This is a genomic window from Acrocarpospora sp. B8E8 (assembly GCF_039871605.1).
GTDB classification, from domain to species: domain Bacteria; phylum Actinomycetota; class Actinomycetes; order Streptosporangiales; family Streptosporangiaceae; genus Acrocarpospora; species Acrocarpospora macrocephala.
Map to the genome: position 1 here is coordinate 1 of NZ_JBDPLV010000077.1, position 24,642 is coordinate 24,642.

Sequence of the window (24,642 nt, forward strand, 5' to 3'; positions counted from 1 at the left end):
CACGAGGGCCGGATCCTCGTGAACGGCACCCTGGCCGAGCTCAAGCAGCTGCTCCCGCCCGCCAAGGTCGAATACGTCGAGAAGCAGCCGACCCTCGAGGACGTCTTCTTCGCGCTCGTCGGTGCCGCCGGCAAGGACCGCAACGCCGGCACGGACGCGTAAGGAACAACGATGACCAAGCATTTCTTCGGCGACACCGCCGCCCTGCTGGGACGATCCCTGCGCCACATCACGCGCAGCCTGGACACCATCATCACGACCACGATCATGCCGATCGCCTTCATGCTGCTGTTCGTCTACGTGTTCGGCGGGGCGATCAACTCAGGGTCGGATTCGTATGTGAACTACCTGCTGCCCGGCATTCTGATCATCACGATCGCCTCGGGCATCTCCTACACCGCATTCCGGCTCTTCACGGACATGCAGGGCGGCATCTTCGAACGATTCCAGTCCATGCCGATCGCCCGCTCGTCCGTGCTGTGGGCGCACGTGCTGACCTCGCTGATCGCCAATGTGATCTCGCTCGTGGTCGTCGTGCTCGTCGCCCTGCTCATGGGCTTCCGCTCGGCGGCGGGAGTGCCGGCGTGGCTCGCGGTCGCCGGCATCCTGATCCTGTTCACCCTGGCCTTGACGTGGATCGCTGTCATCCCCGGTCTCACCGCGAAGTCCGTTGACGGCGCGAGCGCGTTCTCCTACCCGCTCATCTTTCTGCCGTTCCTCAGCTCGGCCTTCGTCCCCACCGACACCATGCCCGGCCCGCTGCGCGCCTTCGCCGAGCACCAGCCGGTGACCTCCATCGTCAACACCATCCGCGACCTGTACACTCAGCAGCCGGTCAGCACCGACATCTGGATCGCCCTGGCCTGGTGTGTCGGCATCCTCATCGTCGCGTACTTCTTCGCCATGAACACGTACCGCCGCAAGATCTCCTGATTGCGGCTTGTTGAGCCTGGCCGCCTGGGTGATCTGACGCTTGAGATTCACGCGGCGGGCAACGCCGGGCGGATCCTCAAACACTGCGCAGGACCGACACCACGATGCCCAGCACCACGGCGCCGTCACCGTCGATGACGTCGTAGGCGGGATTGCGCGGTTCGAGAACGACATGCCCGCCGCGTCGGCGGTACACCTTGACGGTCGCCTCCCCGTCGATCATCGCGGCGACGATCTGACCCGAGTGCGCCTCGGGCTGCTGCCGGACCACGACGATGTCGCCGTCGCAGATCGCCGCGTCGATCATCGAATCGCCCCGCACCCGCAGCCCGAAGACGGTGCCCCGGCCGGTGAGGTCGCGGGGCAGGGTCAGCGTGTCGTCCTCGTACTGCTCGGCCGGGATGGGAGTGCCCGCGGCGATGTCGCCGACCACGGGCACGCTCACCAGGTCGACGGCAGGTTGCGGCGCCGAGGCGCGCAGGAACAACCGCACGTCGATCGGTCTGGTCATAGCCGTACCCCGGCGGAGGAAGCCCTGCTCTTCCAGGCTCTTGAGGTGTTTCGACACCGACGAGGGCGAGCGCAGCCCAACCGCGTGGCCGATCTCACGGGTGCTCGGCGGGTATCCGTACCTGACCACCCAGTCCCGGATCGTGGCCAGGATCCGCTGCTGGCGCTGCGACAGGACCGAGGAATCCAGGTATTCGAACATGTCAGTATCGTCGTAGGCGGTCACCTGCGACATGCTAAGGTCCAGCGCTTACCGCAGCGCCATCGGCCGAGGAAACCATCCGTATCATTGTTCATCCTTGGGTTGTCCGGGCTGGGCGCCGCGCACCTGTTCCGGCTACGACGCGGCGCGGGATGTGGACGAGGGACTCCGCGGATCGACCATACGAAAATCGACCGCGTGAGGATCGGCAGGCCGATGAGCGCGGGCAGCAACCACTACGCATATGGTTGGCGGCCGGGCAACGCCGGTATAGCGTTGCTACCTATGAGGGCCGAAGCCTTGAAGGGCCACCTGGACGCGCTGCTGCTGGCCGCCCTGGAAGAAGGCCCCCGGCACGGCTACGCCGTCAAGGAAACGTTGCGCGAGACCACCGCCGGAAGGCTGGATCTGCCCACCGGCACCATCTACCCGGCCCTGCACCGGCTGGAGCAGGCCGGCCTGATCAGCGGCACCTGGTCGGTGGTGGCCGGACGACGCCGCCGCACCTACCAGCTCACCCAGCACGGCCAGACGGCCCTGGCCGACGCGCGCCAGAGCTGGCGCGAGTTCGCCGAGGGCATCTCCTCGGCCCTGCGGAGCACGCCGTGGCCGGCCACGACCTGATCGAGAGCCAACTCCGCGTGTTGGCCCGGCGGCTGCCTGCCCCCATCGTCGAGGAACTGGCCGACGGCCTGACCGAGACTTATCAGGCCCAGCTGGAGCGGCTCGGCGACCCGCACGCCGCAGCCCGGGCCGCAGTGGCGGAGTTCGGCGACGCCGACACCATCAGCGCCGCCTTCGTCCGCGACGCACCCGTCCGCGCCGCCGCCCGGGTGCTGCTGGCCACCGGCCCTGTGGTCGGCACTGTGTGGGCGAGCGCGCTGGTGAGTGCGCAGGTGTGGACCTGGCGGGTGCCGACGGCCGTCCCGTTGAGCGTGGGCGCGGCGCTGGTGATGGTCGTGGCAGCGCTCGCGCTGGCGCAAGCGGTCTCCCACCACTACAAGGCGGTACGGCTGGCCGCCGCGAGCGGCGCCTGCGGACTGGTGCTGGTCGACCTGGCCGCGCTGGCCACTGCCAGGACCATGGCCTTGCCGACAATCCTGATCGTCTGCGCTTTGACAGTCAGCCTCGCCCGCATCGTCATGGTCACCCAAATGCTGATCAGAATCCGCTGATCACAGCGTTCACCCAGGCTTTCGCCGACTGCCGGTCAGAAAGTACCGGCGGATCTCCGTCCGCCGCGGCACGACACCCCGTGTCGGACCCGCGCCGGAAGATGACCACCTTCCCTCCGTCGCGGGCCGACACCCGCAGGTCGCGCAGGGGGACCGTCAGACTTCTTCGACGCTGCTCGGCTCGCGCCGGGACAGATCGATACCGAGCTCCTCCGCGGCGCGGAAGACGTCCTCGTCGGTGTCGCGCATCTCGATGGACATGCCGTCGCTGGAGAGCACCTCGACGTTCAGGCACAGCGACTGCATTTCCTTGATGAGGACCTTGAAGGACTCCGGGATGCCCGGCTCGGGGATGTTCTCGCCCTTGACGATGGCCTCGTAGACCTTCACGCGGCCCAGCACGTCGTCGGACTTGATGGTGAGCAGTTCCTGCAGCGCGTAGGCGGCACCGTAAGCCTCCAGCGCCCACACCTCCATCTCGCCGAATCGCTGCCCGCCGAACTGCGCCTTACCACCCAGCGGCTGCTGGGTGATCATCGAGTACGGCCCGGTCGAGCGGGCGTGGATCTTGTCGTCGACCAGGTGGAGCAGCTTGAGGATGTAGATGTAACCGACCGAGACCGGATAGGGGAACGGCTCGCCGGAGCGGCCGTCGAACAGCTGGGCCTTGCCGCTCTGCTGCACCATCCGGTCACCGTCGCGGTTGGGGAGGGTGTTGTCGAGCAGGCCGACGATCTCCTCCTCGTGGGCGCCGTCGAAGACCGGGGTGGCCATGTTGGTGCGCGGGGCGACCTTCTCGAAGCCCTTGTCACGCAGCCGCTCGGCCCAGGCCTCCTGGATGCCGGAGATGTCCCAGCCGCGCGCGGCGATCCACCCCAGGTGGGTTTCCAGGACCTGGCCGACGTTCATCCGGCCGGGCACGCCCAGCGGGTTGAGGATGATGTCGACCGGCGTGCCGTCCTCCAGGAACGGCATGTCCTCGACGGGGAGGATCTTGGAGATGACGCCCTTGTTGCCGTGCCGGCCCGCCAGCTTGTCGCCGTCGGTGATCTTACGCTTCTGGGCCACGTAGACGCGGACCAGCTCGTTGACGCCCGGAGGCAGCTCGTCGCCCTCCTCGCGGGAGAAGACGCGGACGCCGATGACCTTGCCCTGGTTACCGTGTGGCACCTTCAGCGAGGTGTCGCGGACCTCACGCGCCTTCTCCCCGAAGATCGCGCGCAGCAGCCGCTCCTCGGGGGTCAGCTCGGTCTCGCCCTTCGGGGTCACCTTGCCGACCAGGATGTCACCGTTGACGACATCGGCCCCGATCCGGATGATGCCGCGCTCGTCCAGGTCGGCCAGGACCTCCTCGGAGACGTTCGGGATGTCCCGGGTGATCTCCTCGGGGCCCAGCTTGGTGTCGCGGGCGTCGACCTCGTGCTCCTCGATGTGGATCGAGGACAGGACGTCGTCCTGCACCAGCCGCTGGGAGAGGATGATCGCGTCCTCGTAGTTGTGGCCCTCCCACGGCATGAACGCCACGAGCAGGTTCTTGCCGAGCGCCATCTCACCGGTGTCGGTGCACGGCCCGTCGGCGATGACCTGGTTGACCTCGACCCGGTCGCCCTCGACCACGATCGGCTTCTGGTTGAAGGAGGTGCCCTGGTTGGAGCGCTTGAACTTGGCGATCCGGTACGTCGTACGCGTGCCGTCGTCGTTCATGACGGTGATGTAGTCGGCGGAAACCTCCTCGACCACACCGGCCTTCTCCGCGCTGACGACGTCGCCCGCGTCGGTCGCGGCACGGTACTCCATGCCGGTGCCGACCAGCGGGGCCTCGCTCCTGAGCAGGGGCACCGACTGACGCTGCATGTTGGAGCCCATGAGCGCGCGGTTGGCGTCGTCGTGCTCCAGGAACGGGATCATGGCGGTCGCCACCGACACCATCTGGCGCGGCGACACGTCGATGTAGTCGACCTCCTCGGCCCGGGCGAGCTCGGTCTCACCGCCCTTGGTGCGGACCAGGACGCGGGCGTCGGCGAACGAGCCGTCGGCGTTGAGCACGGTGTTGGCCTGCGCCTTGACGTAGCGGTCTTCCTCGTCGGCGGTGAGGTAGTCGACCTGTTCGGTCACCTTGCCGTCGACGACCTTGCGGTACGGCGTCTCGACGAAGCCGAAGGCGTTGATCCGGCCGTAGGAGGCCAGCGAGCCGATCAGGCCGATGTTCGGGCCTTCCGGCGTCTCGATCGGGCACATCCGGCCGTAGTGGGACGGGTGCACGTCACGGACCTCGAAGCCCGCCCGCTCCCGGGACAGACCGCCGGGACCCAGCGCGTTCAGACGCCGCTTGTGGGTCAGGCCGGCCAGCGGGTTGGTCTGGTCCATGAACTGCGAAAGCTGCGAGGTGCCGAAGAACTCCTTGATCGACGCCACCACCGGGCGGATGTTGATCAGGGTCTGCGGCGTGATCGCCTCGACGTCCTGGGTGGTCATGCGCTCCCGGACGACGCGCTCCATCCGGGCCAGGCCCAGCCGGACCTGGTTCTGGATGAGCTCGCCGACGCTGCGCAGGCGGCGGTTGCCGAAGTGGTCGATGTCGTCGACCTCGACGATCACCTCGCCGTTGGCGCCCGGCATCGACTCCTCGCCCGCGTGAAGGCGGACGATGTACTCGATGGTGGAGACGATGTCCTCGTCGGTGAGGGTGCCCTGAGTGATCTCAGAGCCCACCCCGAGCTTCTTATTGATCTTGTATCGGCCGACCTTGGCCAGGTCGTACCGCTTGGGGTTGAAGTAGAGGTTCTCCAGCAGGGTCTGCGCCGACTCCTTGGTCGGCGGCTCACCCGGCCGCAGTTTGCGGTAGATGTCGAGCAGTGCGTCGTCCTGGCCGGAGGTGTGGTCCTTCTCCAGGGTGGCGCGCATCGACTCGTACTGGCCGAAGCGCTCGAGGATCTTCTCGTTGGTCCATCCCAGTGCCTTGAGAAGCACGGTGACGGCCTGCTTGCGCTTGCGGTCGATGCGGACGCCGACGCTGTCGCGCTTGTCGATCTCGAACTCGAGCCAGGCACCCCTGGAGGGGATGACCCGGCAGCCGTACAGGTCCTTGTCGGAGGTCTTGTCGATACTGCGGTCGAAGTAGACACCGGGTGAACGGACCAGCTGCGAGACCACGACACGCTCGGTGCCGTTGATGACGAACGTGCCCTTGCCGGTCATGAGCGGGAAGTCGCCCATGAACACGGTCTGGCTCTTGATCTCACCGGTGGTGTTGTTGATGAACTCCGCGGTCACGAACATGGGCGCGGAGAAGGTCATGTCCTTGTCCTTGCACTCGTCGACCGAGTACTTGGGCGGCTCGAACCGGTGATCCCGGAACGACAAGGACATGGTTCCCGAGAAGTCCTCGATAGGACTGATCTCTTCGAAGATCTCTTCGAGGCCCGACTGGGTCGGGACGTCCTTGCGCCCGGCCTGACGAGCCGCCTCGACCCGAGCCTTCCACTTCTCGTTACCGAGCAGCCAATCGAAAGACTCGGTCTGCAGGGCAAGAAGGTCAGGAACTTCGAGAGGCTCCTGGATGCGCGCGAAAGAGACGCGACGGGGACCAGCGGGTACGGCGGAAGCGTTGCGCGAGGCTGTCAACAGATGTCCTTCCGGAAGGCACGGATGGAATCGAACTGCGCGCACGCCAAAACGCCCCGACAAAATCCAGGGCGTCGAAAGGCAGCACGAGGGAGCAGCATAACGCAAACTGACACGTATGTCCACATATACTATAAGCGTCAACCTCGGTGCCGCCTTCAGCTTCCCACAGCCGGGTGGACTCGTCAACTCTTACGGTCGCGCGTTGACTTGTGCCGGAAACTGCTTCTTGCGTTCAAGCGCTTGAGGTGTGCCAGGCTGCCCGCGTGACAGCCTTCACCATCCAAGAGGTGGCACGGCGCAGCGGATTGAGCGAACCGACGCTGCGCTATTACGAGCAGGTCGGGCTGGTCGGCCCGATCGACCGCGACGAGAACAGCGGGCATCGCCGTTACCGCGCCGAGGACCTCCACACGCTCGAGTCGCTGGCCTGTCTTCGCGCGACCGGCGTGAGCATCGAGGACATGCGCACCTACCAGGCCAACCGCACACGCGGGCAGGCGGCGGCCGAGCAGCGCGATCTGCTGCTGCGCCATGCGGAGCGCATCGAGGCCGAGATCGTCGCCCAGCACGCGCGACTGGGCTACCTGCGCGAGAAGGCGGCGCTGTGGGAGGCCCGCGACCGCGGTGACACCGCCGCGGAGGCCGAGGCGATGCGGCGTTCCATGGACGCGGCCGTTCGCTTGAGGGTGCTGCGATGAGCCCGGTCCTGGTCACCGGTGGGTCCGGTTACGTGGGCACGCAGCTGATCGCCGCGCTGCTGCGGGCCGGGCGCCCGGTGCGCGCCACGGTGCGCTCGACGGTCCATGAGGCCGAACTGCGCGCGGCGGCGCGCCGCGGCGGCGCCGACGACGCCGGCTTGCAGATCGTCGCCGCGGACCTGATGGCCGACGACGGTTGGCCCGCCGCGGTGGCCGGCTGCGAGGAGGTCCATCACGTCGCCTCGCCCATCCCGTACGTCCAGCCCGAGGACCCCGACGAATTGATTGTCCCCGCCCGCGAGGGCGCGCTGCGGGTCCTGCGTGCCGCGCGCGACGCGGGTGCCCGGCGTGTCGTGCTGACCTCGTCGTTCGCGGCGATCGGCTACACGCCCAAGCCGGGCGCGGAGTTCACCGAAGACGACTGGACCGATCCCGACACGCCGGGCTTGGCGCCCTACCCGCGCTCCAAGACGATCGCCGAGCGTGCCGCGTGGGACCTGATGGAGCGCGACGGCGGTGACACCGAACTGGTCGTGGTCAACCCGACGGCGATCTTCGGGCCGACCCTGACGACCCAGGTCCGCTCCACGATGCTGCTGGTCAAGGCGATGCTCGACGGGACGATGAGCGTCGCTCCTCGGGCCCGTTTCGGTGTCGCCGACGTACGCGACGTGGCTGACCTGCACATCCGCGCGATGGCCGCGCCGGAGGCCGCGGGCAAGCGCTTCCTGGCACTCGCCGACGGCCCCGCGATGAGCTTTGTCGAGGTGGCCGACATCCTGCGCCGGCGGCTCGGCCCGCTGGCCGCACGCGTGCCTACGCAGGAGGCGCCGGGGGACGATCCGCCGCGGCCGATCATCCACAACGACCGGGCCCGCGAGGAGCTCGGCTGGCGTCCGCGCGCCGCCGAGACGACGATCGTGGAGTCAGCCGAGAGCCTGCGCGACCTCGGCCTCCTGGCGGGTTGAGTACTACTCGCGCTTGCTGAACACCGTCTCGGGGCGCTCCTCCTTCACCCCGTCCACGATGATGTCGACGAACTCGTTGTAGAAGGCGACGTGGTCCTTGATCGGCGCCGCGGCCGGGATCGGGTCGTGGTAGGCCCACGCCACGTCGGCGGGCACGCCCTCGACGGGTTCGCGCAGCGACCAGTAGGACGCCTCCCCCTTGTACGGGCAGCGCGTGCTGCTGTCGGTCGGCTCCAGCAGCGAGAAGTCCACGTCGCCGGGCGGCACGTAGTAGCGCGTCGGCAGCCCGGTCTCGTACAGCAGCACCGGGGCGCGCGTGTCGGCGACCACCCGGCCGCCGATCTCGACCCGGACGTGCCGGGAACTGGGAATCGGGTCCACCCGCTTGTACGGATCGCGTGGGTGCACGAAGATCTCCTCCTCTTCCTCGTACCAGTGGTCCAGGACCGGCGCCGCGTGCCGGAACCAGGCGATCGACAGGTGGCCGGGCAACCGCGGGTGCACGAACGCCGCGTCCGGCAGCGTCTCCCCGTCGACGGTCAGGTCGAAGTGGTCGGGCCGGTCCTTGGCGGGCGTGAGCAGGTCGGTGCGCACGTCCTCGATCGGGAAGGCGTAGCGAGGGACCGGGAAATCGGGCTCCCACACCAGCAGCGGCGCCTTACTGTCGACGACCGTGGTGCCGCCCTTGACGCCGCGCACCCAGCGGCGGCTCGGTTCCCAGTTGAACGTCCCGTCGTAAGGCATCTCAGACCTCCGCGAGTTCCGCCACGTAAGCTCGTGTAGTAGGGGCAGCCGCCGACCGGGAACGTCGCCACGGAGACGCCGAGGACCTTGGCGTACAGGGCGAGGACCTGCTCGGCGACGCCGACCGAGGCGTCGTGGTAGGCGCGGGCCACCGCACGCAGGCCCTCGGGCCACACGTTCGGGTGCTTGTACAGCGTGGCGTGCTCCGCGGCGAGGCCCGCCGCGCGTGCCTCCTCCGGGTTGTCGAACTGGCCGATGTTGAAGCGCTCCAGCTCCAGGCGGCCGAAGTCGTCGGGCCACTGCCGCCAGCCGCGGAACGGGTGCCCGGTGGGGCTGGCCAGCTTGGCCTTCTCCGCGCGCGGCAGGTCGAGCACGGCGCCGATCCGGTCGTGGAAGTCGTCGATCAGCTCCGGCGCGACGCCGTGGTTCACCACCTGGATGATGCCGACCCGCTCGGCTGTCTCAAGCACGGAGTCGAGCAGGGCCGGCGGGGCGTCGTCGCTGAGGGCGAGCTGGAGGTCGACGACGGGAATCTGGACGGTCACGGGGTTCCTCCGAGGGTCGTGTGCGGATCGGTGGTCACGTGGGCATCGGGCACGCGGCAGGTGAACTCCTCGACGGCGGTGTCGTCGAGGCGGGGCCCGCGCACCAGGACGACGGGGGCTCGCACGGCGGTCAGCGGGGACCACAGGGTCTCGTCGTCGAGGACGGGCGCGGCCGGCAGCTGGTGCCGCCATGCCCACCGGCCGTCGGCCTCCTGGATCAGTTCGGTGCGCGCGTCGTCGGCCGCGCCGGGACGGTGCTCCGCGAGCCACGCGCGTGCCTCCTCCGGCGAGGAGTGCGCCTGGTAGGCGGGGAACGGGCCGAGCGTCCCGGGCAGCGTGTCGACGAGGACCAGCCGCTCGATCAGCTCTTGGGTGGCGGATGGACAGGGCGATCGCGGTCAGCGCGCCGAGCCCGGCGCCGGCGACGACCTTCCGGCCGGGCGCGAACGAGCGGATCGCCTCGGCGACCGGACCGGCCAGCCGGCGCGGCGCGTACACGCCGTTCTCGCGCCGGTCGGACCGGCCGTGGCCGGGCAGATCGATGGCCAGCGCGGGCCGGTCCAGGGCCAGCAGCAGCCGGTCCCACTGCCGCGCGCTGCGCCCGGCCTCGTGCAGCAGCACCAGGCCGGACGACGGCACTCCCCAGGTCAAGCCGCTCACGTGACCGCCCGCGACGGTGCTCACCCAGCGCCGTTGGACGTGGCCGGGTCGCGCCGTCCGACCTCGGTTGGCAGCTCGGCGCCGTCCAGGGTGATGGCGCCGCCGCCGCGGCGGCCCAGGCCGGCGATGGCGCGGCCCAGCGTCGTCTTGCCGCTGCCCGACTCCCCCACCAGCCCGTACGTCCGGCCCGGCGCGACCGAGAACGACACGTCGTGAACGACCGCCACGCCCTGGTAGGTGAACAGCAGCTCCACCGACACCAGCCCGCCGAGCAGGAACTGCAACTGCACGCCCAGCGCGCTCGCCGCCGGCACCGTGGAGTTGCGCAGCACGTGCCGCCGCACCACCTGCCGCCGCGTCAGCCCCCGCAGCTCGGCCGCTCGCGCGTACGGGCTCTCCACCGATGCGACCGTGCCGGCGCGGACGTGCCGGGCCACGTAGCCGGTGCACAGCAGCACCAGCGACAGCGCCGGCAACGCCAGGTGCCACAGCACGATCAGCGGCCCCGACCCCTCGGGAGCCTGCGCGCCCGAGGGGAACCAGCGCAGCTTCACCGCGAACACCACCAGCAGGATCACCCCGGTGACGAACTCGGGCACCGCGCCGAAGGCCAGCCCGCCGACGCTGATCGCCCGGTCGGTGGCCCGGTCGTGCCGTACCCCCGCCCACAACCCCAGGCCCACCGCGACCGGGGCAAGCAGCGCGAACGCGACGCCGGCCAGGAGCAGCGAGTGCCCCAGGCGGTCCAGCACCAGGTCGTGGACCGGCACGCCGAGCGTGTACGACTCGCCCCAGTCGCCGGTGAGGAAGCCGCCCAGCCAGTCGGTGTAGCGCTGGATCCACGGCCGGTCCAGGCCGAGCTGTTCCCGCAGCGCCGTCACCGACGCCTGGCTCGCCTCGCGGCCCAGGATGGTGCGCGCCACGTCGCCGGGCACCAGCTCGGTGGCGGCGAACACCAGCAGCGACACGCCGAGCAGCGTGAGCGGCACGGTGGCGGCGCGGCGCAGCAGGAAGCCTTTCACAGGGCCGTTACCTCGCTGAAGTCGACGTAGCTGGCCGGGTGGGCCTGGAGGCCCGCGAACTTCGTCCCGTTGTAGGCGCGCACGGTGCCCGCCCACACCGAGATGATCACCGGCACGTCCTCGTGTAACGCGTTGGCGATGATCGCCGCCTGCGCGCGCCGCTCCTCCTCGGTGGTGGCCGCGTCATACGCCCGGGCCGCCTCGTCGAGGGCCGGGTTGGCGTACTTGGAGCCGTTCCAGACGCCGTCGCTCCTGACCATCGGGATGATGAACTGGCTGGGCACCGCGCGGCCCGCCCAGCCGACCAGGTTGGCGGCGGTGAACAGCCACGGCGTGTCCTTCTCCTGGTCGCCGCCGTAGAAGTCGGCCGACGTGCGCTGGTCCAGCTTCACCTCGATGCCCGCCTGCTTGAGCTGGTTCTGCACGGTGAGCGCGAAGTCCTTGCCGGGCGGGTCGAAGGTCAGGTCGAAGCTGAGCTTCTGCCCGCCGAGCAGGTCGGTGACCTTGGCCGGGTCCTTGGCCCGCTGCGGGATGCCGGTCGGCGCGGCCGGGAAGAGGGCGGCGAACAGGTGGTCGTTGCCGAGCGCGCCGACGCCGTCGTAGATCGTGGTGTTCACGCCCGGCCGGTCCAGCGCGTACGCCACGGCCTGCCGGTTCTCCTTGCGGTCGAACGGCGGCTGGTCGGTGCGCAGCGTGAACGCGGTCAGGCCGGTGCCCGGCACCTGGTCCACCACGATGTCGCCGGCCCCCTTGAGCGGCCCGACGAGCTGCGGCCGGCTCAGGATCTGCGCGTCGATCTCACCGCTCTGCAACGCCAGCAGGTCGGCCTGGTCGTCGGCGTAGAACTTGATCTCCACGCCGTCCAGGTACGGCTTGCCCTCCTGCCAGTACGCCGGGTTGCGGGCGAACACGGCGCCCGTCGACACGTCGTACTTCGTCAGCGTGAAGGGCCCGGTGCCGATGATGTCGCCGCCGCTGGTGTAGTCCTTCTTGAGGATCAGCGCGTTGTAGTTGCCGGCCGAGACCAGGTACGGGAAGTCGGAGAAGGCCCGCTCCAGCGTGAACGTCACGGTGTGCGCGTCCGGCGCGGCGACGCCGCCCGCCTTGAGCACGCCGTCGAACGCGGACAGGGCGGCGCCTAAATCTCTACCAGTAGTACATGAAATATGACACCGCCGCCACCTTCGCGGCACGCCTCAACCGGACGGTGGCTACAACGTGTTCTACTCAGAAGCCTCTGCTGATTCTCCGGCCTGAACGTGTTCCACCTGGCGGCGCGAGCGGGTCAGGATCACGCCGAACACCAGCGCGAGCCCGCCGAGGATGAGCGCCGCCAGCGGGAGGGTGCTCCTGATCAGCCGGACCTGGTCGGCGCTCGCCCGGACGGTGGCGACCTGCGCGTCCACGGTGGCCGGGGTGAACTTCGCGGTGGCGATGAAGGCGGGCATGCGCTCCACGCCGTCCGCCGTCTTCAGCACTTCGTGGCGCTGCTGCTGCTGGTCGACGGGGGCGCCGGTGGTGGGCTCCACCCAGTACGTCACCACGCCGTCGTACACCCGGTCGACCTTGACGTTGCCGGTCTCCGGCAGGTCGAACAGGGAGGCGGGCGCGTCCAGCGTGTCGATGACGGTCGGGGGGACCTTCTGCTCGAACTTGTAGACCTGGAGCCCGCCGATCGTCTCCTCGCCGACGAACACCGCGTCGTACGCCTTCTTGGTGGTCGGGTTGAAGACCTTGTACGTCTTCTTCTCCACCCCGAACGGGAACAGGTAGATCTGGCCTTCCAGCTTCACCGGCACGTTGTCGATGTTGGCGTTGCAGCAGTTCACGCCGACGCCGTTGTACTTGTTGAAGGCGCTGCGGAACTCGGAGAGGGAGATGCCCTCCTTGTTGTTGGTGATGTCGTTGACGGCGGTGAACTGGTCCCAGACGACGTGGTCGCCGGTGGCCTGGGCCACGTCGCCGCGGGTGGTGACGGTGATGTCCAGGTTTCCGGTGAGGACCTTCAGGTCGCCGATGCTGAAGTAGGTGGCGTTCTGGGCGGCCAGCTTGGTGATGCCGTACTGGTCGCCGGGGGCCTGGACCAGGCGGTCGGCCACCGGATACCTGAGCAGCGGCGCGAGGACGACGAGAAAAGCCCCGAGTGCGATGAGGGTGATTCCGAGCCCGCGGCGCATCGCTCCTCCATGACCTGAAACACGGTTCTATTTCGCGTCATGGTAGAGCTTGTTGTGACCTGCGTCACTGGGGATACTGAAAAGTAACCGAAACATGTTCTAGGGCGATTTGCGGGCGTGCACGGTCAGGATCGCGGCCGCCGACGGCCAGTGGCGAAGGAGGCGGTCGACCGGTTTGAGGGGTTTGGGGACGTCGTGGTAGCCCGCCCCTCGCACGATCAGCTCCGCGAAGCCGTACGTGAGGAGGAACTCGCGGAGCGCGGGCAGCGTGAACAGCCGCAGGTGCCCGGCCACCGAACTGCCCGGACGGCCGAACACGTGCACCATGCTGACCTCGGAGAACACCGGCTGCATGCCGAGTAGCAACATGCCTCGGTTGAACCAAGCTGCCAGGTTGGGCGTCGACAGCAGCAGATGCCCGCCCGGCCGGAGCACCCGCCGCAGCTCTATGATCGCCGCGTCCGGGTCGACCAGGTGCTCGATCACCTCTGAGAAGATCACCACATCCACCCGGCCGGAGGCGACCGGCAGCCCGGGATGGGCGGCGCCCCCGCGCACCACCGTCAGCCCCTTGCGACTGGCCGTCCGCAACGGCGCCGCCGCCCAGTCCATGCCGATCACCCGATGTCCGGGCGCGGCCTCGACCGCCATCCGGGTGATCCCGCCGTCCCCGCAGCCCACGTCGAGAATCGTCAGCGGCTCACTCGCCGCCGCTGCGATCTGCCGGAGAAACCCGACAATCCGTGCGGTCCGATCCTCGGCCGCCGACACCGGCGTCTCGGGATTCTCGTAAAAGTCACGCAACTCGGCCATATGCCTCATTCGGTATCGATGTTCCCGCGCAGGCCTTCCGGCCGGTAGAGCACGAGGCCCACCACCAAGGCGAGAGCCGCCGATCCCCCGCACACCCAGGGCGCGGGACCTCGGGCGAAGCCGAGGACGGTGATCGTGGGGCGGAGGTCGTTCGCGTGGGTGGTCGTTTCCTCGGGTGGGGTGCGGAAGTCGGCGGCGAGGGCGGTCAGGCGGGGGACCCCGTCGGCGGTTCTGATGGTCTGGTTCTGGGTTTCGCGGACGCGGAGCGGAGTTCCCGTAACCGGTTCCACCCAGTAGGTGCGGTCGACGGAGGCGTGCAGGTAGGCGGGGACGTCCTTGTAGGCGGGCAGTCTGCCACCGGGGACCGGGCCGACGCGGCGGTCGGGGATCCTCTGGTGGTAGCGGTATACGGTCAGCCCCGAAATACGCTCCGCGCCCTCGTAGCGCATGGGCTGGGTCTGCAGCGTGACCGGATCGAAGAACGGATAATCCCGGCGCCCGGCGAAATATGGCCACTTGTAGGCCAAGCCTGACTGCTCGACGTCGGTCTCCCCGACGTACGCCCCGCAGCACGTCACGACCAGCCCTGACGTCTTGTCGAACGCGACCCGGCGATCGCTGTAGGCGAGCACGATCCCGGTCGACGTCTGCACGGTCGTCGTCCCGTCCCAGACGACAAGGTCGGCGGTGGCCGCGTTCGGATCACCGCGAACGGTCGAAACGGCCTCCACGTCGAGCCCGGTCAGCACCTTCCCACTCGCCTGATCGAGACCTTCCGCCCCTACGGCGCGCAACCGGAAAACCCCGTAATAGTCCTCCGGCGCCACCGCCAGCGCCCCCAGCAGGTAGGTGGGCACGACCACCGCGAGCACCCCGAGAAACCCCGCCACCGCGAGCAGGAGGAGACCCGCCGACCGCCGCATCCGACTCCCCATCCGCAGTAGAACAGATTCTAGTTAGGAGGTAGGGTAATGCGACTTGTCACCTTCCGCCGCACCCCTGGCCAGGCGCCTGATGCACGTCGACCAGCCCACCGCGACCACCCCGGATACCCGGCTGAACGCGGTCGACGGCCTTCGCGTGCTCGCCGCCCTGGCGGTCCTGGTCTTCCACATCGCCGGCATCACCGGCCTGCAGTACGGCGACGGCCCGCTGGCCTGGCTGCTCTCCCGGGGCGAGGCCCGCGTGGCGGTCTTCTTCGCCATCTCCGGCCTGCTCCTCTACCGCCCCTGGGTCAACCACCTCCTGACCGCCGCGGAACCCCCCGGCACCCGGGTCTACCTGACCCGCCGGATCCTGCGCATCTTCCCGCTCTACTGGGTGGTCGCGATCACCGCGCTGGTCGCCTTCAACCTCGACGCCGCGAAGACCGTCTGGGACTGGGCGGAAGTGCTCCTCCTGGTGTACGTCTTCGACCCCACCCCGTGGTGGCCGGTGGTCCAGCTGGCCCCCATCGGCCTCCAGCAGATGTGGACGCTCTCCATCGACGTCAGCTTCTACCTGCTCCTCCCCCTGCTGGCCGCCGCCCTCGGCCGGGCCGCGCGCGCGGGCGGCGCGTCTGTCGACACCCGGGCGAAACGCCTGCTCATCCTGCTTGCCGCGCTGTCCCTGACGTCCTTCGCCTACATGTACGCCGTGCACCACCCCGTCTACACCATGCGCATGGAATGGTGGCTCCCGCGCTTCTTCCCGTGGTTCGCCGTGGGCATGGCGATCTGCGTGCTCGCCGTCTGGGCCAGGGCCGACTCCCCCGGCGCCGAACGGGTCCGCCGCTGGGGCGCCGAGATCGCCGCCAACGCGGGCACCTGCTTCCTGCTCGCCGCCATGGTGTTCGGCCTGGCCGCGACCCCGCTCGGCGGGCCGAAGACCCCGCAGTCACTCGCCCCCGACCTGCTCCCCGACGCGTTCCGGCTGGTCGCGTACGCGGTGATGGCGTTCCTGATCGTCGCGCCGGTGGCCCTGCAGCCGCCCGGGCGGACCTGGGTGACCGTACTGCTCGGCAACCGGGCGATGCGGTGGCTGGCCAACCTGTCGTACGGGGTGTTCGCGTGGCAGATCGTCGTGGTCTGGGCGTACTACGACATCAGCGGGCGGGCGTACCTCGATCAGCAGTTCTTTCCGGTGTTCTTCGTCGTGCTGGCGGTGAGTGTGGTGCTCGCGTGGGTGACGTACCAGCTGGTGGAGAAGCCCGCGCGCGGGTTCGGGAAGCGCGCGTGACGCGGCGGATCGACGCGATCAGCGGGCTCCGGGCGCTCGCCGCGCTGGGCATCCTGGTGTTCCACGTGGCGGCGATGACCAACTTCACGATGACCGGCGGGGTGCCCGGCGCGCTCGTCGCGCGGCTGGACGTGGCTGTGTCGATCTTCTTCGCGCTGTCCGGGTTGCTGCTTTTCCGGCCGTGGGCGCGGGAGATCCTGCTGGCGGGGCCCCCGCCCGCCGTGCGGGGGTATCTGTGGCGGCGGGCGTTGCGCATCCTGCCCGCGTACTGGATCACCGTCGTGGTGGCGATGACCATGCTCGCCGAATCGACCGGGTACACGGCCCGCCAGTGGATCCAGATGCTGCTGCTGGTCCAGGTCTACGACCCCGACCCCGGCTGGCCGAACGGCGGGCTCGGCCCGACCGCGCTCGGCCAGATGTGGAGCCTGGCCGTCGAGGCCGCCTTCTACCTGGTGCTTCCCCTGCTCGCGTGGGCGGCCCGCCGCTTCATCCGGTCGGGCACCACCGATTCCCGCGCGGTACGGCTGCTCGCCGCGCTGGGCGGTCTCGGCGCCACCTCGTTCCTGTACGCGATCTTCATGCATGTGCCGGAACGGGTGTTCTGGATCCAGTTCCTGTTACCGCACTACCTGGTCTTCTTCGCCCTGGGTATGGCGGTCGCCACCGTGCTGACCTGGGCGGAAGCCGACACGCCCGGCGGGCTCCGGGCGCGCGCGGCGCGGGACACGGCGGCTTCGTCGGCCGGGACGCTGCTGGTCACGGCCGCTGCGGCGTACTGGCTGCTGATGACGCCGGTGGCCGGGCGGTTCGGGGATCCGTTCACGGGGTTGCGGGACGAGGAGCTGCGGCTGCTGCTGCACACGCTGATCACGCTGCTGGTGGTGCTGCCGGTGGCCTGTCAGCCGGCCGGGCCGACCGGGGTCAACCGGGTGCTCGGCAGCGGGCCGATGCGCTTTCTCGGGCAGGTCTCCTTCGGCATCTTCCTGTGGCAGTTCGTGGTGATGGAGGCGGTCTTCCGGGCTACCGGACTGCCGTACTTCGGAGGAAATTTCCTGACGGTGCTGGGATTGTCGCTGCTGGGCACGGTGGCGCTGGCGGCGGCCACCTACTACCTGGTGGAGCGGCCCCTTCTCGGACGCCCCGCGGAACCACGGGAACCGGCGCGACCGGCCACGCCGCCAGAACCAGTCACGGAAAAACGGGAAATATCGGTTAAGCCACCCAGGCGGCCGCGTCAGCGGGACGTCGCTCGTCAGGATGCCCATCAGGACGCGCTGGACGGAATCCGGGCCCTCGCCGCCCTGGCGGTGCTCGTCTACCACGTCGGCGGCAAGACCGGTCTGACCGAAGGCTGGGGCGCCTGGGCGGTGTCGCGCGGGGACGTCGGCGTGGCGATCTTCTTCACCCTGTCCGGGTTGTTGTTGTACCGCCCCTGGGCCCGCGCCGCCCTGGACGCCGGGAACGGCCCGGAGACCACCGCCTACCTGTGGCGGCGGGCGTTCCGCATCCTGCCCGCCTACTGGCTGGTGGCCGTCATCGCGATGATCTTCTTCAACTCCGGCCACAACGCCTCCCAGTGGGTCTGGGCGAAATGGCTGCTGTTGCTCCAGATCTACGACGTCGGCTCGTGGTGGGGCGGCACCGAAGGCCGCGGCCTGGAACAGATGTGGTCGCTCTCCGTCGAAGTGGCCTTCTACCTAGCCCTGCCGCTCATCGCCGCCGCGCTGGCCGGGTTCGCCAGGAAGAGCACGGCGACCGGGACGCGTGCGCTGGCGCTCCTGGCCGGAGTCGGCGCGCTCGGCGTGATCTCGGTCATCTGGACGGTGGTCGCGCACCAGCCCGGCATGCCGCCCGAGTTCAACATGCTGCTCCCCCGGTATTTCCTGTGGTTCGGGGCCGGCATGGCGCTGGCCATCGGGTCGGCCTGGGCCGCGACGGACGAGCGGGCGCGGTCGTTCTGCGCGGTCGTGGCCGGACGCCCCGCCCTGTCCTGGGCGATCGCGGCGCTCGCCTTCGCCGTCGGCAGCACCCCGCTGACCGGGCCCCTGCACCTGGGCGCGCTCCCCGCCACCGAAGGCACCACGAAAGCCGTCCTGTGGGCGGTGGTCGGCCTCTTCCTGGTGGCGCCCTCGGCGTTCAGCACCGGCCGCCAGGGGCTGACCCACCTCGTCTTCGGCAACCCGGTTGTCCGCTACCTGGGACGCATCTCGTACGGGATCTTCCTGTGGCAGTTCGTCGTCATCTACGGCTACTACGAGCTGACCGGCAACGAGGCGTCCCTCGGCGGCGGCTTCGTGACGGTCCTGGTCGTCGCCGCGGCGGGCACGCTGGCCCTGGCGGCCCTCACTTACCACCTGATCGAGCAGCCCTTCCACCAGCTCGGCCGGGCGATCACTACGGACGCGGCGCCGGTGACCCGATCCGTATCCCGCTGACGCACACCCCGGCACCGGCGCTGATCCCCGAGATCCGGACCGCCGGGCCGCCGCCGACCGCCTGCAGGTAACGCACGCCGCTGCCCCGGTCCAGGCTGATCGGGACGCGGGCGCCGCCGAAGGAGAAGGTGGCGAGAGCGGCGCGGGTCGCGGTGTAGGAGAAGGCCACCGTGTACTTCCTGACCGGCAGGTCGTGGGCGAGCGGGATGTCGATCCGGCCGGCGACCAGCCGGTAGCAGGCGGGCGTCGAGGTCGGCGCGGCGGCGACCACGGTGGTGAGCGTCATCGGGCGGAGCCGCCCGGTCCGGTCGAAGACCATCGGGTCGGCGGCGGGGGCCGGGCGGCGCATCGCGTCGCGCAGGTCCGGACCGGCCAGCGGCCCGAGCACCCGGGAAGTCATCCGGTAGTCCCCGAACCAGCTCGACATCAGCTGCCGGGGCACCGGCGTGTCGTAGATCTGCACGCTTGACGGCGTTCGCGCCAGTTCGGCGGCGGCCGTGCCCAGGTAGTCGCGGGCCGGTTGGGTCCGGATGTTTCCCGTGTACGCCGACGACGACCACACGGCCAGCGCTACCACTCCGGCGAGCGCGACTATGGCGCCCAGCCTGGGCAGGCGCGGCCAGGCGTCCGGTCCCAGCGTCGCCAGGCCGAGGCAGAGCGCGACGACGGGAGCGGTGCCCGCCAGCAGTTCGGTCTGCCCGCCGAGGATCTCCCCGACTGAGGCCACCGAGCCGAGCAGCGCGGGAAGAGCTCCGGCGGCCAGGACGTACCCGAGCAGCATCAGCCATGCGGCGGCCGCGTTCGCGCGCGCCTTCACGGTGACCGCGACGACGATCAGGATGACGATCCATGCGGCCACGACGAGCGCGGGGGCGGGTAGCGCGATCCCGTGGTCCGGCCGCCCGAAGTACCACCGGCCTGGCCCGCCGATCAGGCCGGTCGCGAAGGTCTGGCCGATCAGCCGCCAGAGGAACCTGACGCCGGTGGCCGGGTCCGGCGCGTTCCACCCCGATGCCGCCAGGCGTGCGACGACGCTGACGGCTACCACGAATCCGTACAGGGTCCACAGGACAGGCGCACGCCGTGGTCGCAGATAGACGCGGGACAGCACGAACAGCAGAATGGGCACCGCCGCGACGGACAGTGAGAACAGCGCGCCCGCGACCACCCAGGACACGGCGGCTATCGCGTGCACCCGTCGTCCTGTCCTCTCCCACAACACGTGCGAGGCGACGGCCATGGCCACCGCCAGCTGCGGGATCAGCGCGGACAACGACGCCGACCACCAGGTCAGTACGGGCAACGTCAGCGGCGTCACCAGAAAGATGAGAAAGGGCCCCAGAATGGCCGGACGCCGTCCGAAGACCACGACCAGCATGCGCAACACCGCCAGTGAGACCAGCGCTTGCACCACCAGCATGGTGATCGCGACGACCGTCCAGTCGTAGGCGTCCGCGCGCGCCGGGAACCACCCCAGCAGCAGTCCGCCTGGCGTCAGCCGCCCGCCCAGCGGCGTGAACACATAGCTCCATCCGAGGTCCTGCTCATGCGCCCTGACGATCAGGACGAAGTCGTCCTCGCGGAAGAACGACCGCAGCACCCCGGGCGCCCGCCACGCAAGCTGCACGGCCACCAGCACGACTCCCACCAGGACAGGCAGCCGGGAACCGGCTGGCGTGAGAACAGCGGGCCGAATCTCGGTCTGGGTCATGTGCGCGCTCCCGCCAGAGCATGAACCTCTTCAGGTTCCGGCACCGAGGGTTCCTCCGCCTCTCGCAGCCCGGCCACCAGCCGCCCCAGCACCGGCAGGCAGAGCAGCTGGGCCACGACATCACGGAGCACCTCGCCCGGGGCCTCCTGGCCGAGGGCGGCGAGGTGGTGGCCAAGCCCGGCCGACAGACCGGCCAGCCCGAGGAAGACCGCCACCAGGACGGGCGAATCGACGAACTTGGCCGCGCGAAACGACGGAACCCGCCGCAGGCCCACGACCAGGGCGTGCGTGCCCAGCACCAGCAACAACCCGAACAACCCGCCCGTCCAGACCCCGACCACGACGGCAAGACCGGCCGCCGCGCGTGCGGACACCCCAGCGGGGACAGCCGCCGGGATCGCCACCTCTGGCCGCCGCCACCTGGCCAGCGCCACCAGCACCATCACCAGCAGGAACCCGACCACCAGCGCGGCGCGGTAGCTCGTCTCCGGCGGGTACTCCAGCGTGACGCGATGGGCGGACGCCCCCGGCGGCAGGATCCACGCCTGCCGCCACCCGTCGAGGCGGACGGCGGTCAGCTCGGTGTCACCCAGCCTGGCCCGCCACGCGCCGTTGAAGTTCTCGTTGACGACCAGGTAACCGGGCTGGTCAGTCCGTGGCCAGAACGTCCGCTCGCCGCCGGTCCACTTCTCAGTGACGACGGGGGTGGGCGTGACGGATGGCAGGGGGCGGTCCAGCGGATCCTTGATGGCCATCGACAGAATGCGATAGGGGTCCCGCCCAGCCACCCGAATGCGGTTCTCCCCCGCCGCCAGCGTCCACTTCTGGCAGCTGGCGAAGGTCAGCGGCCGCCCGCTGATCAGGTCGGCCACCGTGCCGCCGACGATCCGGGTCGGTACGGGATACCCGTTGACCGACAACGCCGGCCCGACCCCGCAGATCGTCCGGACCGGGAACGACCCCAGCACCCCCGCCGGGCTCACTCCGGGGATGCGGATGTCGGCGATGTGCACGGCCTGGCTGCGGCGCGGCAGGAACTGGAGCACCACCTTCCTGGTGGTGACCGGCTTGAACCGGAAGACGCCGTCCGCCGGCACGTACCCGCCGCGCAGCGCCTTGTCCGCCCAGACCAGCAGCTGCATGGGCGCGGCCCCGGTGATCGTCTCCGGATACGTGATCTCGATCTGGTCGATCTTGCGTCGTCTGCCGAAATCGATGGTCAGGGTGGGCTTGGCGTCGAAGGCTCCCGCGTACCAGATGGTCTTGGGGTCGCCGTCGAAGGCGGACAGGCCGACCGCGGCCGGGTGGTCGACGAGCGTCGAGGAGGCCGAGACGTGCGGGTAGATGTTCGGGAACGTGGTCGCGGTCTCGATCGCGTGCGGCTCTGTGAGCACCGTCTGCCCGGCCGCCTCCCTGGGCGCGGAGGCGGGCGAGGTGATCGTGCGGTCGAAGCCGAACCCGTCCTCGCCGCGCATCTGCAACTGACCGGAACAGGTCCAGATGAACGACCCCTGCATGCACCCCGGCGCCGCCCCGGTGCTTCCCCCCAGCGCGTACGTCGGAATCACCCGGTTGGCGGCCACCCCCGGCACCAGCACCGTCCGCCCGGCGACCACACCGGGAATGGCCAGTTCGGTGATGCCCACCCGGCTGCCGAGGTTCGACTTCGGCCGCCAGGCGACCCGGGTCACGGTGATCCGCACCCGATCGGTCACTCCTGGCGGAACGTGCACGAGCTGGGCGGCGCCGGTGTTCTTCACGGTCTGCCGGACCTTCCCGGCCGAGGTCTCCACCTCGATCTCGGTCACGGCGGGCCCGACGAACTGCGTGAAGGCCACCGCCAGCTGCGGGATCGACACCTTCCTGACCAGATCCACCTGAAGCCACTCACCGACCGCGCCGTCCCACCCGCCGGACCGCCACGACGTACGGGCGTCGCCGTCCACGGCCGCGAACGGCAGGTTGCCGGTGTCCCGGGTGTCCGGCAGCGCGGTCACGTCGGAGGCCGAGGAGGACGCGGTGATCGCCTTGACCCCGGCCAGGCGCGCCGGGGAGGTGTAGGAGTCCCAGCCCGGATCGCGCAGGTCGTGCTCGGCGGCCGGGCGCCGGAACTCCTCACCGGCGGTGAGCGTCGGGGAGCTCGCGAACCGCAGCTCGCTGAAGGCCACCTCGCGGCGGCGCAGCGTGTCGGTGACGATCGTCCGGCTCCCGGGCACCGCCGCGGCGCCGGGGTCGTCGCCGAGCAGCACCGGCCGCCCGTCCGCGAGCAACCCCAGGTCGGCCAGGGTGAGCAGCGCCTCGGGGCCGCCGGTGACCCGGAGCGGGTCACCGTTCAGGGTCGCGGCGAGCGGTGCCGGGCGGTCGACCCGGTAGACCTCCAGCGCCTGGGACGGCTGGTTGAACCAGGTGGTCGCGTTCGCGGTCTTCGGGTCGCCGACCACCGGGCCGAAGCTCTTGACCAGGGTGAGGCCGGACTCCGCGACCGCCTCGTGCACGCGTGGCGGCCAGGCGCCCCGGATGGAGAACTTATCCAGGTCATTGCGGACCAGGACGTAGCCGACGCCCATCCGGCGCAGGACCTCGGCCAGGCCCGCCGACCCCTGCCCGGTGGCGAAACGCTGGTCGATCGCGTCCAGCAGCCGGGTCAGGCCCGCCGACCCCCACGGCACGATCATCCGGCTGGCCCAGCGCGCTTTCAGCAGGGGTTGCAGGGGTTCGTCCATCGGGCGGCCCCACAGGTACTCCCCCCACCGCGCGCCCGGCTGCGCCAGCACCATCGAGTCGCCCGCGTTCTGGTTCAGCCAGGTCGTCGCCTCCCGCCAGTATCCGGGAATTTCCGGGTACGACCCGCGGGCGGCCAGCCCCACCGTCGCGATCGGCAGGAACGTGACGCCGAGCAGCACGGACGAGGTCGCCGCGATCGGCGCCCTGAACCGGGGCACGGCGGAGACCGGCAGGTACGCAAGACCCAGCGCCACCGGCAGCCGGACCAGGGCGTCGAACTTGTGGACGTTCCGGAACACCGCCAGCGTGCCGTCGAAGAGGTCGCGCAGGTTCCCGGCCAGCGGGTTGGCGACCACACTGAGGTGGCCGGTGACCATGATCGCCGTACCGGCCAGCACGAGCAGGATCAGGAAGGCGCGTTCCGGGAGTCCGCGCCGTACCAGGCCGACCAGGCCGAGACCGGCCACCAGCGCGGTGAGCACCACCAGCCACGGGCGGACCGAGTGCTCGTAGGCGGCCGGCCACCAGGGCAGGCCGTCGATAGGCAGGTAGCCGATCCAGTTGTTGGCGCCGCGCAGGGTGTTGCCGAGCGAGGTCACGCCGGTGGTGGCGGCGGCGTTCTCGGTGTACGGCATGAACGAGAAGGCGTGGCGGCCCATGATGGCCAGCGGTACCAGCCACCAGAAGGAGGCGGCGGCGGTGCAGCCGAGCCACCACAGCAGCAGGCGAGTGCGGCGCGGGCCCCGGCCGCGGGTGAGCAGGTAGAGGAACGGGATGATCAGGACGGCCAGCTCGGCGGTGGCGTTGACGCCGCCGCAGCTCGCGAGCGCGAGCGCGGAGAGCGCGGCGGCCCGGCGCGGGCTCGCCCCCTCCCGGGTTCCCCTGACCAGCGGGATCAGCATCCAGGGGACGAGCGCGCTGGGCAGGAACTCGGAGGAGTTGACGCCGATCAGGGCCTGCGCGTGGGGGGCGAGGGCGTAGGCGAACCCGGCGATGACGCGGGTGTTGGCGGTGCCGATGCCGAGCGCGTCGGCGAGGAGCACGATGCCGAGGAAGGCGGCGCTGAGGACCAGGGCCATCCAGAGGCGTTGCAGCACCCAGGGCGGCAGGCCGAGTTCGGTGCCGGCCACGTAGAAGGGGCCCATCGGGAAGAGGTAGCCGTAGGCCTGGTTCTGGATATATCCGAAATGGGTGCTGTCCCAGAGGGTGAGGGCCCGGGTCAGGAAGCCCCATGGATTGATCGGCATGTCCAGCTTGGTCTCCGAGATGATCCTCTCGGGGGCGACCGAGAAGGCGATCACGAAGAGCGCCAGGCAGGAGGCGAGCAGGCGCGACCGGCGGCGGAACCGGGAGTCGGCCTGCTCCGGAACGATCAAGAATCTCCTCCGAGTCGCGCGCGAGTAGCCCCGAGGCTAGAACTCGTTCCAGTCAAGGACCAGGTCGTTCCCCGAATTGTGACGGAACGCCCATCGGCGCCT

At 69.8% G+C, this 24,642-nt stretch carries 20 protein-coding genes; 8 read left to right on the forward strand and 12 right to left on the reverse strand.

Annotated elements, in window-relative coordinates; all coding sequences use genetic code 11:
• The first annotated feature begins 171 nt into the window (after nt 1–171).
• Nucleotides 172–933, forward strand: a complete 762-nt coding sequence (locus ABGB08_RS44970) for an ABC transporter permease (protein WP_347603782.1) — start codon at nt 172–174, stop codon at nt 931–933.
• Between the two features lie 76 nt (nt 934–1,009).
• On the opposite strand, the gene lexA is transcribed toward ABGB08_RS44970, so the two are convergent.
• Nucleotides 1,010–1,678 (reverse strand): transcriptional repressor LexA, encoded by a 669-nt coding sequence (gene lexA / locus ABGB08_RS44975; RefSeq protein WP_347603784.1) that lies wholly within the window; start codon nt 1,676–1,678, stop codon nt 1,010–1,012.
• 252 nt (nt 1,679–1,930) lie between these two features.
• Here lexA and ABGB08_RS44980 point away from each other — a divergent pair, with 252 nt between their 5' ends.
• The gene (locus tag ABGB08_RS44980) at nt 1,931–2,269 is read left to right on the forward strand and encodes a helix-turn-helix transcriptional regulator (protein WP_347603786.1); all 339 of its coding nucleotides are present in this window, start codon (nt 1,931–1,933) and stop codon (nt 2,267–2,269) included.
• On the forward strand, nt 2,251–2,820 hold the full coding sequence (locus ABGB08_RS44985; protein ID WP_347603788.1) for a hypothetical protein: 570 nt from the start codon (nt 2,251–2,253) through the stop codon (nt 2,818–2,820). Before ABGB08_RS44980 ends, ABGB08_RS44985 begins: the two co-directional genes overlap by 19 nt.
• A 156-nt stretch (nt 2,821–2,976) precedes the next feature.
• On the opposite strand, the gene rpoB is transcribed toward ABGB08_RS44985, so the two are convergent.
• The gene (rpoB, locus tag ABGB08_RS44990; RefSeq protein WP_347603790.1) at nt 2,977–6,444 is read right to left on the reverse strand and encodes a DNA-directed RNA polymerase subunit beta; all 3,468 of its coding nucleotides are present in this window, start codon (nt 6,442–6,444) and stop codon (nt 2,977–2,979) included.
• A 266-nt stretch (nt 6,445–6,710) separates the two neighbouring features.
• Here rpoB and ABGB08_RS44995 point away from each other — a divergent pair, with 266 nt between their 5' ends.
• Complete coding sequence (locus ABGB08_RS44995; RefSeq protein ID WP_347603792.1) at nt 6,711–7,145, forward strand: MerR family transcriptional regulator; 435 nt, start codon at nt 6,711–6,713, stop codon at nt 7,143–7,145.
• On the forward strand, nt 7,142–8,113 hold the full coding sequence (locus ABGB08_RS45000; protein ID WP_347603794.1) for an NAD-dependent epimerase/dehydratase family protein: 972 nt from the start codon (nt 7,142–7,144) through the stop codon (nt 8,111–8,113). Before ABGB08_RS44995 ends, ABGB08_RS45000 begins: the two co-directional genes overlap by 4 nt.
• Nucleotides 8,114–8,116: 3 nt before the next feature.
• Here ABGB08_RS45000 and ABGB08_RS45005 read toward each other — a convergent pair whose 3' ends face one another.
• Genes ABGB08_RS45005 through ABGB08_RS45015 form a run of 3 tightly spaced genes read right to left on the reverse strand, consistent with a single transcriptional unit; the run spans nt 8,117 to nt 9,527 of the window.
• Entirely contained in the window at nt 8,117–8,707 is a 591-nt protein-coding gene (locus ABGB08_RS45005) for a DUF427 domain-containing protein (protein WP_347603796.1), read from the reverse strand.
• Nucleotides 8,653–9,402 (reverse strand): 2-oxoglutarate and iron-dependent oxygenase domain-containing protein, encoded by a 750-nt coding sequence (locus ABGB08_RS45010; protein WP_347603798.1) that lies wholly within the window; start codon nt 9,400–9,402, stop codon nt 8,653–8,655. Before ABGB08_RS45010 ends, ABGB08_RS45005 begins: the two co-directional genes overlap by 55 nt.
• Nucleotides 9,399–9,527: a hypothetical protein gene (locus ABGB08_RS45015; RefSeq protein WP_347603800.1), complete on the reverse strand. Its 129-nt coding sequence runs from the start codon at nt 9,525–9,527 to the stop codon at nt 9,399–9,401. The genes ABGB08_RS45010 and ABGB08_RS45015 overlap by 4 nt, the downstream gene beginning before the upstream one ends.
• A gap of 254 nt (nt 9,528–9,781) precedes the next feature.
• Between ABGB08_RS45015 and ABGB08_RS45020 the strand changes: the two genes are divergently transcribed.
• A complete protein-coding gene (locus ABGB08_RS45020) occupies nt 9,782–10,066 on the forward strand; it encodes a hypothetical protein (protein ID WP_347603802.1) in 285 nt (94 codons plus the stop codon).
• Between the two features lie 16 nt (nt 10,067–10,082).
• Here the strand turns inward: ABGB08_RS45020 and ABGB08_RS45025 are convergent, their stop codons facing one another.
• The 5 genes from ABGB08_RS45025 to ABGB08_RS45045 all read right to left on the reverse strand — a co-directional run bounded on the left by ABGB08_RS45025 (nt 10,083) and on the right by ABGB08_RS45045 (nt 14,997).
• Nucleotides 10,083–11,084, reverse strand: coding sequence for an ABC transporter permease subunit (locus tag ABGB08_RS45025; protein ID WP_347603804.1), 1,002 nt, complete (start codon nt 11,082–11,084; stop codon nt 10,083–10,085).
• Nucleotides 11,081–12,196, reverse strand: a complete 1,116-nt coding sequence (locus tag ABGB08_RS45030) for an ABC transporter substrate-binding protein (protein WP_347603806.1) — start codon at nt 12,194–12,196, stop codon at nt 11,081–11,083. Before ABGB08_RS45030 ends, ABGB08_RS45025 begins: the two co-directional genes overlap by 4 nt.
• A 111-nt stretch (nt 12,197–12,307) precedes the next feature.
• Nucleotides 12,308–13,261 (reverse strand): DUF3068 domain-containing protein, encoded by a 954-nt coding sequence (locus ABGB08_RS45035; protein ID WP_347603808.1) that lies wholly within the window; start codon nt 13,259–13,261, stop codon nt 12,308–12,310.
• Nucleotides 13,262–13,360: 99 nt separating this feature from the next.
• The gene (locus ABGB08_RS45040) at nt 13,361–14,074 is read right to left on the reverse strand and encodes a class I SAM-dependent methyltransferase (protein ID WP_347603810.1); all 714 of its coding nucleotides are present in this window, start codon (nt 14,072–14,074) and stop codon (nt 13,361–13,363) included.
• A gap of 5 nt (nt 14,075–14,079) precedes the next feature.
• Entirely contained in the window at nt 14,080–14,997 is a 918-nt protein-coding gene (locus ABGB08_RS45045) for a DUF3068 domain-containing protein (protein WP_347603812.1), read from the reverse strand.
• 91 nt (nt 14,998–15,088) lie between these two features.
• Between ABGB08_RS45045 and ABGB08_RS45050 the strand changes: the two genes are divergently transcribed.
• On the forward strand, nt 15,089–16,291 hold the full coding sequence (locus ABGB08_RS45050) for an acyltransferase (protein WP_347603814.1): 1,203 nt from the start codon (nt 15,089–15,091) through the stop codon (nt 16,289–16,291).
• Nucleotides 16,288–18,729 (forward strand): acyltransferase, encoded by a 2,442-nt coding sequence (locus ABGB08_RS45055; protein ID WP_347603816.1) that lies wholly within the window; start codon nt 16,288–16,290, stop codon nt 18,727–18,729. Before ABGB08_RS45050 ends, ABGB08_RS45055 begins: the two co-directional genes overlap by 4 nt.
• Here the strand turns inward: ABGB08_RS45055 and ABGB08_RS45060 are convergent.
• Entirely contained in the window at nt 18,689–20,440 is a 1,752-nt protein-coding gene (locus ABGB08_RS45060) for a hypothetical protein (protein ID WP_347603818.1), read from the reverse strand. The genes ABGB08_RS45055 and ABGB08_RS45060 overlap by 41 nt on opposite strands.
• On the reverse strand, nt 20,437–24,540 hold the full coding sequence (locus ABGB08_RS45065; protein WP_347603820.1) for an alpha-(1->3)-arabinofuranosyltransferase family protein: 4,104 nt from the start codon (nt 24,538–24,540) through the stop codon (nt 20,437–20,439). The genes ABGB08_RS45060 and ABGB08_RS45065 overlap by 4 nt, the downstream gene beginning before the upstream one ends.
• Between the last annotated feature and the right edge of the window lie 102 nt (nt 24,541–24,642).

Coding starts and splice junctions, on each gene's coding strand:
- ABGB08_RS45040 (WP_347603810.1), bottom strand. CDS start 14,074: ATGGCCGAGTTGCGTGACTTTTACGAGAATCCCGAGACGCCGGTGTCG.
- ABGB08_RS45060 (WP_347603818.1), bottom strand. CDS start 20,440: ATGACCCAGACCGAGATTCGGCCCGCTGTTCTCACGCCAGCCGGTTCC.
- ABGB08_RS45045 (WP_347603812.1), bottom strand. CDS start 14,997: ATGCGGCGGTCGGCGGGTCTCCTCCTGCTCGCGGTGGCGGGGTTTCTC.
- ABGB08_RS44970 (WP_347603782.1), top strand. CDS start 172: ATGACCAAGCATTTCTTCGGCGACACCGCCGCCCTGCTGGGACGATCC.
- ABGB08_RS45020 (WP_347603802.1), top strand. CDS start 9,782: ATGGACAGGGCGATCGCGGTCAGCGCGCCGAGCCCGGCGCCGGCGACG.
- ABGB08_RS45050 (WP_347603814.1), top strand. CDS start 15,089: ATGCACGTCGACCAGCCCACCGCGACCACCCCGGATACCCGGCTGAAC.
- lexA (WP_347603784.1), bottom strand. CDS start 1,678: ATGTCGCAGGTGACCGCCTACGACGATACTGACATGTTCGAATACCTG.
- ABGB08_RS45000 (WP_347603794.1), top strand. CDS start 7,142: ATGAGCCCGGTCCTGGTCACCGGTGGGTCCGGTTACGTGGGCACGCAG.
- ABGB08_RS45035 (WP_347603808.1), bottom strand. CDS start 13,261: ATGCGCCGCGGGCTCGGAATCACCCTCATCGCACTCGGGGCTTTTCTC.
- ABGB08_RS44980 (WP_347603786.1), top strand. CDS start 1,931: ATGAGGGCCGAAGCCTTGAAGGGCCACCTGGACGCGCTGCTGCTGGCC.